11 protein-coding genes, 1 tRNA gene and 1 pseudogene are annotated in these 16,329 nt (G+C 60.8%); 6 read left to right on the forward strand and 7 right to left on the reverse strand.

Going from position 1 to position 16,329, the window contains the following annotated elements; genetic code table 11:
- A pseudogene (locus tag ABD842_RS02015) lies at nt 1-291 on the forward strand (integrase core domain-containing protein); the annotation flags it as partial.
- A gap of 188 nt (nt 292-479) precedes the next feature.
- Nucleotides 480-3,653, forward strand: a complete 3,174-nt coding sequence (locus ABD842_RS02020) for an FG-GAP-like repeat-containing protein (protein ID WP_345109356.1) — start codon at nt 480-482, stop codon at nt 3,651-3,653.
- A gap of 470 nt (nt 3,654-4,123) precedes the next feature.
- Here ABD842_RS02020 and ABD842_RS02025 read toward each other — a convergent pair.
- Nucleotides 4,124-4,198, reverse strand: a tRNA-Val gene (locus ABD842_RS02025).
- A 150-nt stretch (nt 4,199-4,348) separates the two neighbouring features.
- Here ABD842_RS02025 and ABD842_RS02030 point away from each other — a divergent pair.
- Together ABD842_RS02030 and ABD842_RS02035 are read left to right on the forward strand one after the other, a co-directional pair.
- Nucleotides 4,349-6,901: an AsmA-like C-terminal region-containing protein gene (locus ABD842_RS02030; protein ID WP_345109359.1), complete on the forward strand. Its 2,553-nt coding sequence runs from the start codon at nt 4,349-4,351 to the stop codon at nt 6,899-6,901.
- Between the two features lie 156 nt (nt 6,902-7,057).
- Nucleotides 7,058-7,981 (forward strand): TerB family tellurite resistance protein, encoded by a 924-nt coding sequence (locus ABD842_RS02035; protein WP_345109361.1) that lies wholly within the window; start codon nt 7,058-7,060, stop codon nt 7,979-7,981.
- Between the two features lie 102 nt (nt 7,982-8,083).
- Here the strand turns inward: ABD842_RS02035 and ABD842_RS02040 are convergent, their stop codons facing one another.
- Nucleotides 8,084-9,229, reverse strand: coding sequence for a mechanosensitive ion channel family protein (locus ABD842_RS02040; protein WP_345109364.1), 1,146 nt, complete (start codon nt 9,227-9,229; stop codon nt 8,084-8,086).
- A 115-nt stretch (nt 9,230-9,344) separates the two neighbouring features.
- Entirely contained in the window at nt 9,345-10,574 is a 1,230-nt protein-coding gene (locus ABD842_RS02045; protein WP_345109366.1) for a Glu/Leu/Phe/Val dehydrogenase dimerization domain-containing protein, read from the reverse strand.
- A gap of 239 nt (nt 10,575-10,813) precedes the next feature.
- Between ABD842_RS02045 and ABD842_RS02050 the strand changes: the two genes are divergently transcribed.
- Nucleotides 10,814-11,122, forward strand: coding sequence for an ArsR/SmtB family transcription factor (locus tag ABD842_RS02050; protein WP_129922283.1), 309 nt, complete (start codon nt 10,814-10,816; stop codon nt 11,120-11,122).
- A gap of 269 nt (nt 11,123-11,391) precedes the next feature.
- On the opposite strand, the gene ABD842_RS02055 is transcribed toward ABD842_RS02050, so the two are convergent.
- Entirely contained in the window at nt 11,392-12,576 is a 1,185-nt protein-coding gene (locus ABD842_RS02055; RefSeq protein ID WP_345109373.1) for a sensor histidine kinase, read from the reverse strand.
- A gap of 371 nt (nt 12,577-12,947) precedes the next feature.
- On the opposite strand from ABD842_RS02055, the gene hemA reads away from it, so the two are divergent.
- Nucleotides 12,948-14,219, forward strand: coding sequence for a glutamyl-tRNA reductase (gene hemA / locus ABD842_RS02060; RefSeq protein WP_345109376.1), 1,272 nt, complete (start codon nt 12,948-12,950; stop codon nt 14,217-14,219).
- Between the two features lie 217 nt (nt 14,220-14,436).
- On the opposite strand, the gene ABD842_RS02065 is transcribed toward hemA, so the two are convergent.
- From ABD842_RS02065 to ABD842_RS02075, 3 genes are all read right to left on the reverse strand, one after another.
- Entirely contained in the window at nt 14,437-15,558 is a 1,122-nt protein-coding gene (locus ABD842_RS02065) for a lipocalin family protein (RefSeq protein WP_345109378.1), read from the reverse strand.
- A gap of 33 nt (nt 15,559-15,591) precedes the next feature.
- Nucleotides 15,592-16,101 carry a hypothetical protein gene (locus ABD842_RS02070; RefSeq protein ID WP_345109381.1) on the reverse strand — a complete coding sequence of 170 codons (510 nt, stop codon included), beginning with the start codon at nt 16,099-16,101 and terminating at the stop codon, nt 15,592-15,594.
- A gap of 4 nt (nt 16,102-16,105) precedes the next feature.
- On the reverse strand, nt 16,106-16,329 hold a 224-nt coding region (locus ABD842_RS02075; RefSeq protein WP_345109384.1), incomplete at its 5' end, for a hypothetical protein.

Raw genomic sequence — 16,329 nt, forward strand, 5'->3', positions numbered from 1 at the left:
GTAGCCTTCGCTGAACTCCACCCCCGCGCTAAGCGGGTGGTAGCGGCAGCGTTTCTGCGGCGCGTGCTCGACAAGCTGCCTTACAAAGTACACAAGGTATTGACCCATAACGGCGTACAGTTCACGGCGCAGCCGCATCAATTGCTGCCGGGCGGGCACAGCTTTGACCGCATCTGCCGCGAATATGGCATCGAGCATCGCCTGACCAAGCCTGCCCACCCGTGGACCAACGGCCAGGTCGAGCGCATGAATCGCACGCTTAAAGAAGCCACCGTCCAGCGCTTCCACTATCAGACNCCGTTAACTTTACCCAGGACCCGACCCACCTCACGCTGGGACTATACACCTAGCGTAATTTATGAAGCGCAGATGAACGCAAGAAGTATCAAACAAGAAAAATATAGCGTGGTATTATTTTGATGCTGTGAGAGCGTAGATTGCATAACCGTACGGATGGACGGGATGAAAAAGGCCCTTATATGAAGGAAAACGGCTACCCTTTTGCGCGGCTGCGACAAGTAGCTGCGGTGCTCACCGGCCTGGTGTTACTCACCGGCTTTACCGGCGCAGTGCGAGCTCAAACGTTCGGCGCGGCCGGAAACTATACCTCCAACCCGTCTCTGAAAATCGCTACTGGCGATGTGAACGGCGACGGGGTGCTGGATCTGGTTACCGCCAATGGCGGAACGGTTCCTGGTTCACTGTCCGTGTTGCTGGGCAATGGCAACGGGTCGTTTCAACCCGGTGTAATGCACTTTATGAATGGCTCCACCTTCTGCTCCGACGTCGCAATAGCCGATATGAACCGCGACGGCAAAGCCGACCTGTTGGCGACCAGCTCCGGCTTCGGGGGGCCTAATGGGTTTTTTGTGCTACCTGGCAATGGCAACGGCACCTTCCAGACGCCGATTTACTATAACATTAACACTTCGGTCGAACCTGTGGCAATTGCCGTCGCTGACGTGAACGGTGATGGCTGGCCCGATGTGTACACCGCTAATGTGCGGGCAAGCTCGGTGTCTGCTTTTATTAATCGCGGCGATGGCACATTTCCCCCTGGTAGCTTCAGCTACAGCATGGGCGTTAATTCTAATTTTAATCCGGTTGACATTGCCGTAGCCGATATGGATGCCGACGGCCGCCCTGACCTGATAGTGGTCAATTCGAACACTGGTGTCCCCTCCACCCCGAGTAGGTTCCAAATTATGCTCGGTCAGAGCAATGGCTCCCTTTTGTACGGTGGTACTTACGATTGTGGTCCTTTCGGCGTTTTCGCGACCAGCGTAGCAGTGGCTGACGTAAATGGCGATGGCCGTACTGACCTGCTGGCATCAACGAACCGAGCTATAGCTCCCCTGGGCAGATCATCCAATGTTACGGTCCTGCTTGCGAACGGCACGGGAGGCTTTACAAACGCATCAGGTGTTACATATGCTGATAATGATACGGGCCTGGACAGCCGCGCACAAAAACTAAAGGTAGCCGATGTGAATGGTGATGGCCGACCCGACTTACTGACCGCGAATTTCGGCACTAACAACGTAGGGGTACAATTGGGCAATGGCAATGGCTCATTTCAACCCGTCCAGCTCTACAGCGCGGGCAGTTCACCCCTGGGCTTGGCCGTGGGTGATTTTAACGGCGACAGCAAGCCGGATGTCGCGGTAGCCAGCGCCCTCTCGGCCGTCACGGTACTGATTAACTCACAGAACCCCGATCTTATCGTTAGCACTACGACAACCATCCCATCGGGCACGTACAACAGCATCACCGTCACCGGTACCGGCAAAGGCAAGCTGACCGGCAATGTGGTCGTAAACGGCTCGGTAACCGTGCAGAACGAGGGCAGCCTAGATGATGCCTGCTACGTAATGAGCGGCACGGGCACGTTCACTCTGGCGGCGGGTGCTACCCTGGGCATTTGCAGTGCAGCAGGTATTACCACCAGCGGAACGACGGGGCTTATCCAAACCACCGGTACCCGCAGCTTCAGCTCTGATGCCAACTATGTGTATAATGATGCGCCGAACGGCCAGCAGGTTACGGGCAATGGCCTGCCGGCTCAGGTACGAAATCTAAGTTTGCCCAGTAGCGCTTCGCTAAATCTTAGCCAAGACGTGGCGGTGCAGCAGGTGCTCACCATCCGGGGCGGAGCCAACCTTCAGCTGAATGGTCAGACCCTTACGCTGCGTTCCGATGCGAACGGTACAGCAATGGTCGCCGCACTAGGAACGGGTCTTATCTTTGGGAATACGGCCGTGGTGGAGCGCTACATCAGCCCGTCTCTGAACCCGGGTACTGGCTACCGCTACTTCTCGCCTCCCGTCAGTGGGGCCACAGTAGCTCAACTGGGCACTTCCAGCACAGTGCCCATCGTAAATTCCGCCTACAACACATCTGCCACGCCCGCGACCGTCGCCAACTTCCCCACCGTGTTTGGCTACGACCAGAGCCGCCTGACGCTGACCAATAATCTTTCCTCCTTTGATAAAGGCTGGTTTTCCCCAGCAGCCCTTGCCGATGCGCTAGTTGTGGGCCGCGGGTATAGATTCAACGTGCCGGCCGGCCGCACGGTCAGCTTCACCGGGTCGCTTATCAATACTAATGCACCCTTAATCCTGACCCTGGCCCGCGGTAGTCAGGCCGGATCGGGCTGGCACTTAGTAGGCAACCCCTATCCCGCTCCGCTCGACTACTCCCGGGTGGCACCCGCTGACCGCCCTAACTTGGACGAGGCCATCTATGTCTATAGCAGTACGGGCCAATATGAGGGCCAGTATCGCACCTATGTCAACAATGTCGGCAACCCCATTGTGCCGACTGCCCAAGGTTTCTTTGTTCGCGTGAGTACCGGCCAAAATAGCGGCACGCTCACCTTGCGGAACAGCCACCGGGTTACCACCCCCAATGCAACTCCGTTCCTCCGCTCCGTAGCAGAAACCAGACCTTTAGTACAACTGGAGCTGCGCGGCACCACTGGACCGACCGATGCGTTGTACGCTTACGCGCAATCAGGCGCCACACCTGGCTTTGATTCCCAATATGATGCGGCCAAGCTCCCCAATTCAACGGGGCTGAACTTGGCTAGCATTACCCCCGCTGGCGAATTGCTTGCTATCGACGGCCGCCCGGCCTTCACGGCAGGTACGGACCTGCCCCTGACTGTGGCCGTTCCCAACGCTGGCACCTATACTCTCACGACTGTTGAACTGCTGAATCTTCCCGTGAGCCTGGATGCATTCCTGATTGATGCTGTCACGGGACAAGCTGTGAACCTAAGCCTACAGCCAACCTATTCCTTCGCCGTAACTGCTGCTCAGGCCGGTACCACGCTGGTCGGTCGCTTCAGCCTGCACTTCGGTCCATTGGCCCCGCTGTCGGCGAAAAACGGCTTGACGGCCGCCAGTGTGGGCGTGTACCCCAACCCGGCCCACAAGAGCTTCACGCTTCGCGTGCCCGCCGTCAGTGGTGCGTCGCAGGCAACAGCGACGTTGTTCAATGTGCTGGGGCAAGCCGTGAAAGAAACCACCCTGGGACTATCCGGCGGTGGTGCTCAGACTACCGTGAACGTGCAGCAACTGCCCCTGGGAGTGTACACGCTGCGTGTCAAGGCCGGGACCACGACCATCACAAAAAAGGTGGTTGTCGAGTAACATGCTGCACCTTCCTGGCTTAGCTGCCGTTGTTGTGTTAGTAACTCATAGTGGGGAGGCCGCATCCCCTAAAGAGAAGCCCCACCTGACTGGTGGGGCTTCTCTTTTTTATGCACTAGCATTCCACGACCGCTACTCCGCCTCGTTCTAAAACTGGAATAAGATGCCGCCGGGCTGCAGGTCAGCGAAGCTTGGTATGCATTACGTGGGCCTGTTGCGGCACTTGGGCCAGTGTTCACCTCGTGCGAAGTGTCGGCGCAAGAAGGCGTCAATGTGGCAGCCGCCTGAGGGTGATACCAGCACCTGCACGTTACTGCTAGGAACCGATGGTCGTGTAGTTACTCATCCGCGGCCACGGTGGGAACCTTTGATTTTCAGAGTAGGAGAATAGATAGGGCAGTGTAAACCACCGTGTAAACCAAAAGCAAAACAGGCACTTAGCATTGCTGCTAAGTGCCTGTTAATCAATGTGGGAGATACTGGGTTCGAACCAGTGACCCTCTGCTTGTAAGGCAGATGCTCTGAACCAGCTGAGCTAATCTCCCGTTTCCCGTGCGGCGTACGTCCCGTTTGGGATTGCAAATATGGGAGGTGTTTTTTGAAACAGCAAGAAATATTCTGTCTTTGGGTAAATGAATCTTGGGTGAAACCTCGTTTCAAAGACCAACGTGCTCATTGTCAGAAATTTTTACTGATTGAAAAAATTCAAAAAAACTTTGGCCCTGGCGCTGCTGGGTGTCGTTTTGCTGCTGGGGGGCGTGGGCATGAGCGTGTGGCTCGGGCAGGAGCAGATTATTTCGCTCTTTGTTCAGGAAGCCAACCGCCACCTGCGTACGCCGGTTCGGATAGGGCGCCTGGACGTATCGGTACTCGCCGAATTTCCCCGCGTGGCCATAACGCTGCACGATGTGGTGGTGCACGGTTCGCGCTGGCCCCAGGATACCACGGCGCTGGTGCGGGCCCGCACCCTGCACTGCGCATTTGACGCCTGGGACATGGTAGCGGGCCACTACCGCATCCGGGTGCTCACGCTGGCCGACGGGCGCGTGCAGGTTGGCCACGATGGGCAGGGCCGGTCAAACTATGAGGTGCTGCGGGCAGCTCCAGCCCAGGCGACGGACCAGCAGCTGGCTTTCGACCTGGAGCTGATCCGGTTGGAGCGGGTGGGCGTGGAGTATACCAATGCGGGCACCCAGCACCGCTACAGCTGGCAGGTACACGATTTGAGCGCCTCCCTCGCGGCCACGGCGGCCCGGGTAAGTATTCAGGCGCAGGGGCAGGCCCGCATAAATGGTATCCGGCTAAGTAACGACCACTACCTGCGGGGCAAAGAAGTGAGCCTGACAACCCGGCTGGAACTGGACCGCGCCGCGCAGCAGCTCACCGTGCAGCCATCCGTGGTGCAGATTGGGAAAGCGGCCTACGGCCTGACCGGTCAGGCTGGCTACGGCGGCTCACCCACCTTCCGGCTGCAGTTTGAGGGACAGCATACCAACCTGCAGTCCATCGTGGCGCTGCTGCCGCCCCGGCTGGTCCGGCGGCTGGAGCGCTACCGGAGCCGGGGAGAGGTGTACTTCCGGGGGGAGCTGCAGCGGGGCCCGGCCGGCGGTAAGCCGCGCATTGATGGGCAGTTTGGGTGCCGCGACGCGTCGTTTTACCACCCGGACTACCAGGAATCGGTGGAGCACGTGTTTCTGCGCGGCACGTTCAGCAACGGCGCCCGGCGCGGGGCTACTACCACTTTTGTTGCCCTGCAGGAGCTGCGCGGCAACCTGCACGGGCGCGCTTTCAGCGGCAGTGGCCGCTACGAAAACCTGCAAGACCCGACCATCCAGCTCAGCCTGCGGGCCGACCTGGACGTGGCGCGGGCACTCCGCTTTTTTCCGGTGGCCGCCGTGCGCAGTGCCAGCGGGCAGGCCCGGCTGACGGTGCAGCTGGCCGGCAATCTGCGGCAGCTGCGGACCCGCCCGGCTACGGCCCTGGCCCGATCGGCGGGCAGGCTGACGCTACGGGGCGTGAGCCTGCAGCTGCGGGACTATACGCTGCCGCTGACGGGCCTCACGGGAGACTTTCGGCTGCGTCGCAACGACATCGTGGTGACCGGCTTTACCGGCCGCCTGGGGCGCTCCGACTTCCAGGTGAACGGGGCCTTGCGCAACGCGCTGAGCGGGCAGCAGCAGCTGCACCAGCCGCTGCTGATTGAAGCCAGCGTGGTGTCCCGGCTGCTGGACCTGGATCAGCTGCTGAGTAGTTCGGGCGCGGCCCCGCCCGCCGGGCCAACGCGGCAACCGGGGCCGCGCGAAGCCTACGCCCTGCAGGTGGCGCCGGATCTGGCGCTGGTGGTGCAGGCCCGGATTCAGCAGGTCCGCTTCCGCCGCTGGCGGGGGCAGCAGCTGCGGGGCCGGGTGCGCCTGCAGCGGCAGGTGCTGTCGACCGACGGCCTGAGCGTGCGGACGGCGGGAGGCAGTGCCACGGTGCGCGGCACGCTGGATGCCCGGCAGCCCGGCCTGCTCCGGGTCAGCACCCGCATGAGCTGCACCCAGCTGCCGCTCGACAGCCTGTTTTACGTCTTTGAAGACTTTGGGCAACACTTTCTGACCAGCCGCCACCTGCGGGGCACGCTCACGGCCAGCGCCGACGCGGAGCTGTACTTCGACCGTCAGCTGCGGCCGCTGACCGACCGGCTGGAGGCGGAGGTGCAGGCTACGGTGCGCAACGGAGAGCTCAACAACTTTGCGCCGCTACAGCAGCTGAGCATGGTCGCCAGCCGGGAGCAGCTGCGGCATCTGCGCTTCGCCCAGCTTACCAACAGCCTTTATATCCAGAGCCGCACGGTGTACGTGCCGGAAATAGAAATCCGCTCCAACATGCGCACGGCCTCAGTGCTGCGCGTGAGCGGCACCCACACCTTCGACCAGCAGCTGGATTATCACTTATCCATTCCTATTCTGCCGGGGCTGCTACGGCCGCGCATTGGCGGCGAAACGGCCACCGGCCCGGCCATCCTGCTGGCCGTGCAGGGCACCGAAACGGATTTTCGGGTTAGCCTGGACCAGCGCCGGCCGCTGGTAGCCGCCCGGCCCGGCCCCGCCGCGGCCCGTCCCCCGGCAGCCGCACCTGGTAGCGCGGGCGCCAAGCCGGCCGCCGTGGCGGATGTGCCCGCCGCGCCGCCAGCCAGGCTGTTTGAGGTAAAAAAACCGGTGAAGCAACCCGCCCAGCCCCAGCCCGACCAGTATTTTGACTTTTAGCAGGGCCTCCTGGATGCGTGGCCGTGCTGGTAAGCCGTTGGCGCCGATCCGGGCCGGACGGCTTAGGGCCATGCTCTGGACAAAGCCGCATCAACTTAATCAGGCAAACCGCGTTAAGGCAACGGTCTATTTCTCATCCTACCAACCGAAACACTCATGGACAACCCCCAACTCCTGCAAAACTATTCGGACCAGGAAAAAGCTGCCTACCTCAGCGCTATTGCCAGCCTAGCCTCCGCCGACCGTGAGGCTTCGGCCGCCGAGGTGGAGTTCCTGCAGCAGCTCGCGCAAAGCGTGGGCCTGTCGGGCGGCGCTACCCAGCAGGTGCTGGCAGCCGCCAAAGACGCTTCCAACGAAAGCATCAAGCACAACCTGGACACGCTGCGCGGCAGCGACCTGCGCTTTTCCCTGGTTACGGACCTGATCAGCTTTGCCCGCGCCGACGGGGCCTACTCCAACACGGAGGAGGAAATGGTGACTAAAATCTCCACTTACCTGGGCATCAATCAGCAGCAGAAGCAAGCCCTGGAAACCGTAGTTGACCAAGCGGCGACCGTGCCGCACTCGGCGGAAGACCCCGGCAAACAGGGCTTCCTGAGCGGCATCACTGATAAGCTGGACAGCGTAGGCATCCCGAAAGGCGCGCTGATGGCCGGTCTGCTGGGCGTAGTGGCTCCGATGGTTATTTCGCGGGTGATGGGCGGCGGCAACCGTGCCGGTGGCATGGGCGGCATGATGGGCGGCGGCGGCAGCACCATGGGTGGCCTGCTCGGCGGTGCCATGGGCGGCGGCGGCGGCATGGGCGGTATGCTGGGCGGCCTGCTCGGCGGCGGCCTGCTGAGCAGCGTCCTCGGCGGGGGCGGCAACTCCGGCAGCACCGGCGACTACGGCAACATGCCGCAGCAGGGTACCCACACGGGCAGCGGCGGGCTGGGCTCGCTGATGTCTATCCTGGGTGGCCTGGGCGGCCGGCCCGGCTCGGCCCCGCGCAGTGCGGGTGGTGGCGGGCTCGGTGGCCTGCTCGGGGGCGGCGGGGGCGGAATGGGCAGCCTGCTCGGCGGTCTGCTCGGCGGCCGCTAAGCCCCGTCTTTGCCAATAGGCACAACGCTAAAAGCAGCCAGCTGAACCTCCGCGGTTCGGCTGGCTGCTTTCTTTTGGGGGCCGCAGGGGACTGCGCAAGCTTTATAAGACCGGCGTGGGCGGCGACTGCAGGCCGCGGAGCGCGTCGGAGCCGGCCAGCTGCACAATGGTGGTGCCGGTGCTGGCAAAGCTGCCGCCGTGCTGCTCCACCAGCTCGATCAGGCTGTAGTTGAGGTCTTCCTTCACGTCCAGGTAATCCTCGTAGCTGGTGGTTTCCACAAAGTACTGCACCGTGACTTCCTTGGCGGCGGGCGTGAGGGCCGAGAACTTGGTTTGCACGTCGTCGGTGGTGAGCGGGTGCTCCAGGATAACGCGGTGGGCGTTCTGCACGATGCCGCGCAGCTGGGTGCTGGTGGTGGCGTGGCTCAGCGCCAGCGTGAAGCTCACCCGCCGGGCCGTGCGCAGCGAGAGGTTGTCGAGCGGCTTGTCGATCATCGACTTGTTGGGCACCGTCACGTAGCTTTTCTCGGCCGTACGCAGGCGGGTGCTGCGAAACCCTACCTTCTCCACGGTGCCCGTCACGCCGCCTACTTCCACCAGGTCGCCCACGGCGAAGGGCCGGTCGAGGAAGATGGTAAAGGAGGCAATCAGGTTTTCCAGGCTTTCCTTGGCCGCGAAGGCCACGGCCAGGCCGCCGATGCCCAGGCCGCCAATGAGGGCCGTAACGTTGACGCCGAACACGCGGCTGAGCATCACCAGAAAGGCCATGGTCAGGACCAGCACCTTCAGCAGGTCCTTGGCGAAGGGAATCAGCTGGTTGTTGATGCGTGAGGCATTGGTTTCGGCCCGCCGCTGAAACACCAGCACCAGAAAGTCGACGGCCCGCAGGGCAATCCAGGCCACGCCGGTGATGATACCGACCTGGTACAGCCGAAACAGCGCCACCTTGGACCAGGGCTCATCGTGGGCCAGCTCGGAGCTGCGCACCGGGTAGTCGAGCACCTGAAAGGCGAGGTAGACCGTGACGAAAAAGACCACGATCGAAACCGGCTGAATCAGCAAAGCCTGAAACTGCGACTCGCTCACGCCCTCGGTCTGCTTGCGAATAAAGCGGAACGCCAGCTTGGACAGCAGCTTGGACAGCAGTGTCTTGAAGACGTACCCGAACAGCAGAATACCCACGCAGGTCAGGTAGGCGCCTACGTTGTTGCCCAGAAAGCGCAGGTTCAGAAATTCTTGTAGAGTCATCTAGTAGGGTCTTGGGGTCTTGGGAACTTGGGGTCTTGGATATTTGGACTGCATTCGGAAGTGACTTTTCAGAACGAAAACCAAGATCCCAAGACCCTAAGACCCCACAGCCAGATTACACCAGCTGCCGCAGCGCCATTTCAAACGACTTCTGGGCCACGCCCGTGCGCGTCTCGCCCTGCTGGCGGGTGCGCTCCAGCGCCCGGCGGATGATGCGGGACGTGTCGCCGAAGATGGCCTGGTCGGTGATTTCGGCGTTGGTTTCCATCAGGTAGGCAAACACCCGGGCCATGCCGCAGTTGGCAATAAAGTCGGGCACCACGCTCACGTGCTGGTCGGCGTACTCGCCGGTGGGGCCGAAGAAGATTTCGGGGTCCGAAAACGGTACGTTGGCCCCGCAGCTGATGACTTCCAGCCCGTTGGCAATCAGCTGCTCAACCTGCTCCCGGGTTACCAGGCGCGAGGCCGCCGCCGGAATGAAGATTTCGGCGCCCGAGGTCCAGACCCGCCGGTTGATTTCCTCGAACGAGAGCAGGTCCGGGGCCGCCAGCGCGTTGCCCTGACGCTCCAGAAACAGCGTCCGGATTTCCTCGAGCGAGAAGCCTTCCTCCTTCAGCAGCCCACCAGCCCGGTCGATGATGCCGGTCACCTTAGCGCCCTGCAAGGCCAGGTAGTAGGCCGCCGCGGCGCCCACGTTGCCCCAGCCCTGAATGATGGCCCGCTTGCCGGCCACGCTGCGCCCCCCCCAGAGCTCGTAGTAGTGGCGCACGGCCTCGGCCACGCCGTAGCCGGTGATGAGGTCGGCCACGGTGTACTTGCGGCTCAGATCGGGGGTGAACGAGGCATCCTCCAGCACCTTCACCACGCCCTGGCGCAGCTGCCCCAGCTTCTGAATCTTCTGGGGCTCGGTAGCGCGGTAGTGGCCGTTCACGATGCCTTCCTGCGGGTGCCACAGGCCGTAGTCTTCCGTGATAGGAATCACGTCGTGAATTTCGTCCACGTTCAGGTCGCCGCCGGTGCCGTAATAGGCCTTGAGCAGCGGAATCACGGCCCGGTACCAGCGCTCCAGCACGCCGCGCTTGCGCGGGTCCTGGGGGTCGAAGTTGATACCCGACTTAGCCCCGCCGATGGCCGGCCCCGACACGGTAAACTTCACTTCCATCGTTTTAGCCAGGCTTTCCACCTCCCGCTTGTCGAGGCCCTTGCGCATGCGGGTGCCGCCGCCGGCCGCCCCGCCGCGCAGCGAGTTGATGACCACCCAGCCTTCGGCCTCGGTTTCGGCATCTTTCCACTCGAACACAATTTCGGGGCGCTTATTCTCAAACTTGGCCAGCAGGTCTTTCATCAGGCAGAGCAATAAAAAGGGGTGGGCAGGGGAAATTCAGGCCCAAAGGTAAGCAGCCCCCGCACAGCAGCCGTGTCCTTGCCCGCCTGACCATGCTGAGCTTTCCGTGCTACGGAAGCGGGAAAAATCAAAAAATTTAGGCTTAATCCTTTTTAATAGGAACTCTTGAGGCGGGAAATATCGTAGTACGCATATTCCTGACCAATCCGTTCCCCAGGTCCACCGTTGTAACTTACTCTATGAAACCCTTGCTCTCGCGCGTAGAATCCAAAAAAGTAGATAAAGCCGCCGCGATGCTGAAAGTGCTGGCTCACCCCAAGCGCCTCGCCATCGTGGATCTGCTCGGGAAAGAAGACAAGATGACCGTGACGGAAATTTACCGTTCGCTCGACTTGCCCCAGGCCATTGCCTCCCAGCACCTGATTACGCTGAAAGACCGGGGCATCCTGTCGTCTTTCAAAGTAGGCACCAAGATCTACTACTCGCTCTCCATTCCGAAATTGCTCGACGTCATCGACTCGCTCGAAGACTGCTGTGATTCGCTGTAAGTAACAGCCGGTTTTTCCGACGGAAAAATGAAGAAGGACCGCCAGCTGACGGTCCTTTTTTCGTGCCCGGAAACCAGGGGTGTCGTACCGTGGCACCGCTCGGTGCCCGGCCTGTCCGGCAACACGGCGCACTCCGCTCGCTGACAAGGGCAGAGCCAGCTTAAAACAGCAAGCCCCGGCGTATCTCTACGGCGGGGCTTTTCGGCTCACCGGGCTTGCTGTATCAGGCAAAACGATTGGCGTCCTGGCACGGCCGGGCTGTGGAGGGCTTAGCCTTTGAGCAGGACGCGGAAGGTGGTGCCTTTGCCGACTTCCGACCAGCGCACGTAGAGCTTGCCCTGGTGATAGTTCTCGATGATGCGCTTGGCCAGGGCCAGGCCCAGGCCCCAGCCCCGCTTCTTGGTGGTGTAGCCGGGCAGAAACACCGATTCCAGCTTGCTCTTCGGGATGCCCTTGCCGTTGTCGGTGATGTCGAGGGCAATGAGGTCCTTGCCCTTGGTGCTGCGCCGCAGGTGGAGCGTGATGTGGCCTTTGCCGTCCATGGCGTCCACCGCGTTTTTGCAAATGTTCTCAATTACCCAGTCGAACAGGGGTACGTTGATCTGGGCCGGCAGGTCGGTGGGCAGCTCGGTCGTGATTTCAAACACCACCTTCTTCGACACCCGGCTTTGCAGGTAGGCAATGGCATTTTTGGTGGCTTGCAGGATGTTTTCGGGCTTCAGGATGGGCACCGAGCCGATGTTGCTGAAGCGCTCGGTAATGATTTCCAGCCGCCGCACGTCCTTGCCCAGCTCATCCACGATGGGTTCATTCTGCCACTTCTCCGAGTCTTTCAGGTAGGTGTGCCAGGCCATCAGGCTGCTCAGGGGCGTGCCCAGCTGGTGGGCGGTTTCCTTGGCCAGGCCCACCCACACGCGGTTCTGCTCGGCCCGGCGCGAGTAGCTGAACGAGAAGTAGGCCATAACGCCCAGGCAGCCGATGACGGCCAGCTGCACCAGCGGGTACGTGCGCAGCTGATTGAGCAGCTGGGAATCCTGGTAGTAGATGTAGTTGCGCAGGCCGCCCCCCAGCTCCACCACAATGGGCGGGTGCAGGGTTTTCATCACTGCCACCTGCCGGTGCAGGAAGTCGGCGGTGGCCTGCGCCGACGCGTTGCGGGGCAACGCCACGTTCTTGCTGTCCACGATGTTGCCCTCCCCGTCGGTGAGCACCACGGGAATGGTTTTGTTGGCCGAAATGATTTCGTTGGACACGAAGCTGGTGTTGGCGTCGTCGACTTCCGAGCTGATGATGAAGCGCAGGGTGCGGGCGTACAGGTCAATCTGCTGCTGCTCCCGCTCCGACAGGCGCTGCACCAGCACGTTGGTATAAATCACCGTGGCGGCCGCAATCAGGATGGCCCCGGCCAGCACCATGAGCTTGATCCGGGACTTTTGGTCGTAAATGGGTAGCACTTGCCGGGAAAGGGAAAATAAGGCCATAGAAGGGGGGCGCGCAGGCCCTGCCGACGAAGGTAAGCAGGCGGGCCCGTGCGCTCCTAACGCGGGAAGCGGGCCGGAGTTATGCCGCGCCCCCGGGCGCAAACAAGCCAACCGGGCCGTCCGCCCCGCCGGCCCGCCCGGCCCGGCCCGCTGCCGGGGCTGATTTGCGTGGTAAGGCCCAACGATTTTCAGCGCCTGCACGCGGCCAACATGCCCTTCTGAGCCTGCTGGGCCGGTTTCAAAACTACTCGGCCGGCTGGTCGAACCTCTGGTAGCAACTTCCTGTTTCAGACTAGCGAATTACGCCGTAATTTTGCCCTCTACAATCCGCCGTAGCCCCAGCTATGCTCCATCCCTTTAAGGCCGTTAGCCTGTCCTTCAAAAAAGCACCACTCGCCGTCCGCGAGCTGATTGCCCTGGACGAGGCCGCCTGCCGCCGCTTCCTGCACACCCTCCACCACGAGCTGGCCCTCCAGGACCTGCTCGTGCTGAGTACCTGCAACCGGACCGAAATCTACTACAGTGCCGAGCGCGACCAGAGCCCGGCCATCATCGAGGCGCTGGCCCAACTCAAGGGCCTGGCCAACGTAGCCGAGTACTTCCCCTACTTCGACGTGTTCGACGCCTACGACGAGTCGGTGCAGCACCTGTTTGAAGTAGCCATGGGCCTCGATGCCCAGGTAGTCGGCGACCTGCAGATCAGCAATCAGGTGAAGATGGCGTACCAGTGGTCGGCCGACGAGGACGCGGCCGGCCCGTTTCTGCACCGGCTGCTGCACACCATTTTCTTCACCAACAAGCGCGTGCAGCAGGAAACCAGCTTCCGCGACGGCGCCGCCTCCACCTCCTACGCTACCCTGGAGCTGGTAGAAGAGCTGACCGCCGACATTGCCAACCCCCGGGTGCTGGTGGTCGGGCTGGGAGAAATCGGGGCCGACGTGTGCCGCCATTTCAGCGACAGCAAGATCTTCAGCGATGTGACGCTGTGCAACCGCACCCGCTCCAAAGCCGACCTGCTGGCGGCCGAGTGCGGCCTGCAGGTGCTGGACTTCGAAAACCTGGCGCAGGGCCTTAAGGAAGCCGATGTGGTGATTTCCTCCATTGCCCACCACGCGCCCTTCTTCACCCGCGACCTGGTTGAGCACCTGGACGTGCTGAACTTCAAGTTCTTCATCGACCTGTCGGTGCCCCGCAGCATCGAGGCCGACGTGGAGAATGTGCCCGGCGTGCTGGTTTACAACATCGACACGATTCAGAGCAAGGCCTCGGCCGCCCTGGAGCAGCGCCTGGCCGCCATTCCGCACGTGCGCGCCATCATTGCCGAAAGTATTGCCGGCCTGCAGGACTGGACCAAGGAGATGCTGGTGTCGCCCACCATTCAGAAGCTCAAGAACGCCCTGGAGCACATCCGCCAGGAGGAAATGGACCGCTTCCAGAAGAAGATGAGCCCCGAGGAAGCCAAGCGTATGGACGAGGTGACCCGCTCCCTGATGCAGAAGATCCTTAAGCAGCCCGTGCTCCAGCTCAAGGCCGCCTGCAAGCGCGGCGAAGCCGACCAGCTCATCGACGTGCTGACCGACCTCTTCGACCTGGAAAACCAGCCGACCCTGGCCTAGCGCCGCCGCCCCGCCGGCAGCGGACTACCCGATGATTGCAAGGCCAAAGGCCGAAGCAAGCCGTCCGGAGCAACCCAGCAAATCTTAGAAAAGCAGCAAGCCCCGCCGTAGGAATACGCCGGGGCTTGCTGCTTTAAACCGGCTCCTGTCCTTGCGGCGGCCGGATACCCGTGGCACGGCTGGCGGCGCCGAATGCTTGCCACGACAGCCGGGACGCTTACTGCTGGCCGGCGGCCGTAACGGTTGCCGCGGCGGTCCTGGTCTTGCTCCTGGGTTTCTTTACCTCGCTGCGGTTGGTGATTTCGACGTAGCTGTGGCCGGTGACGGGCTGGCCGTGGTGGGTGCCCTTCACGGTGCACATGCCTTCCCAGTAGTGCAGGTTGATGGCCTTGAACAGGCGCAGGCTCAGCTCCTGGTTGGGCATTACCGGCTCAATGGTCAGGTCGTAGCCCTGGCTGGGAATGCGCAGCCGCCACTTGATGGGGTAGCGCTGCCGGGAGCGGGGGCTGACCCAGTAGTCGAGGGGCTCCAGCTGGAAGTCGGCGGCGGCCAGGTGGGTGTTCTGGTTCCGGGCCGAGTAGTGGGTGCCGCCGCCCAGGCTTTCGCCGGTGGCCTTGTTGTGCAGCTGGTAGGCCATGATTTCCTCCCGGGGCTGGTCGAGCTGAATGCTGATCCAGTCCCAGCCGGTGTCCTTGGCCATCACGGAGTTGCAGTTCCACTGGCGGTCGTACCACAGCTCGCCTTCCACCTGCCGCACCTTGCCCCCGATTTCGAGGGTGCCGGCCGTGGCCAGCCGCGGGTAGCTGTAGTAGCCCGCCCGGGCCACGGGGCCATACTGCTCGTAGCCGGTGCCCCCGTGCAGCAGGATGGGCTTAGCGGGCGTCGTAATCAGGTTGATGGCCTGGCCGGCGGCCGTGGTCATGCGGGCCTGCAGGTGGTAGCTGCCTTCCTGCCCGCTCAGGCTCCACTGCTGCCCGCTCTTGGCCATCAGCAGGTTGAGCGGCAGGGTAGGAGCCAGCAGCTGGGGCAGGCTCTCGACCTTGTAGTCGTAGCGGAACCGCTTTTGCTGGGGGTCGGTGAGGGCGAAGTTCACCATCTGCCAGTCCTTCTTGCCGGTGGGGTTGAAGTGGAAGAAGACGTACTCCACCCCAAACGTTTCGCCGGTGGCCTTGTCGCGCAGCTGCCCGGTGAAGTACCACCACTCCAGGGAGTTCCTGACGTGGGGCGCCTCTTCCTGGGGCAGCTGGGCCCGCTCCTGGAAAACGTCGTACTGGGAAGTCGGCTTCAGGGCGCAGGCGGTGGCGAGGAAGAGCAGGGAAGAGAGGAGCAGGGCTTTCATACCCTGGGAAAAGGCGGATGGTGGGGAAAAGGTTTAGTCTAATGCATTTGGATTAACCTTTCTTATTAAAGATAGAATATACTTTTTTTTATTAGGACTCAGACTAGTTGAATCATTTAAGTCAGTGGCTAACTTTTCTATTAAGGACGCACGTTTACTTCTTTCTTCTACAAAGAGGTCAGCACCAATGCCACTTATTAAAGCTTTTTCAAGGCAGGAACCCTGATGCTGATATAAATAATCAGTAAATGATGGGAAGTGGTCGCGGTAAAGATCTGTTGTCAAATCATCTATTCCCTCAGCTAATGAGGCGTCACTCCTGCAGGACATGGAATTTAAACTGTCTAATAAAATAGGATTAGGCTTTATCTGGTATTCTTTGTAGATTCCAAATGCTATGTCTGTGTCGTCAATGATTCCATTGGGATAGTCTATAATTTCATTTGGTGTGTTAATGTTTTTTGATGAATTATCGGTGGATTTTTCTTTGCATCCACAGATAATGTTGGAAATTGATACCAGTATAATAATTATGAATCTCATTATTTTAAAACTTTGGTCTGAAATTTTTTGCTGAGAAGTCTTGAAAATTATGATGTCCTGATTCTTCTTGTTTCTTCTGCTTTTTTTCTGGAAGCTCATAAGTTTTGCCAATAGGTAATAAATTTTGGGGCTTAGGAAGCAAATCGAGCTTAGAGGGGCCGTTGGCGAAGTTCTTTGAGCAAGACTTTATACACGTTTTCGTAGCGATGGTTGAAGCGAAATTCACAT

Origin of the sequence: Hymenobacter algoricola (assembly GCF_039539525.1) — a bacterium.
Classification (GTDB): Bacteria; Bacteroidota; Bacteroidia; order Cytophagales; family Hymenobacteraceae; genus Hymenobacter; species Hymenobacter algoricola.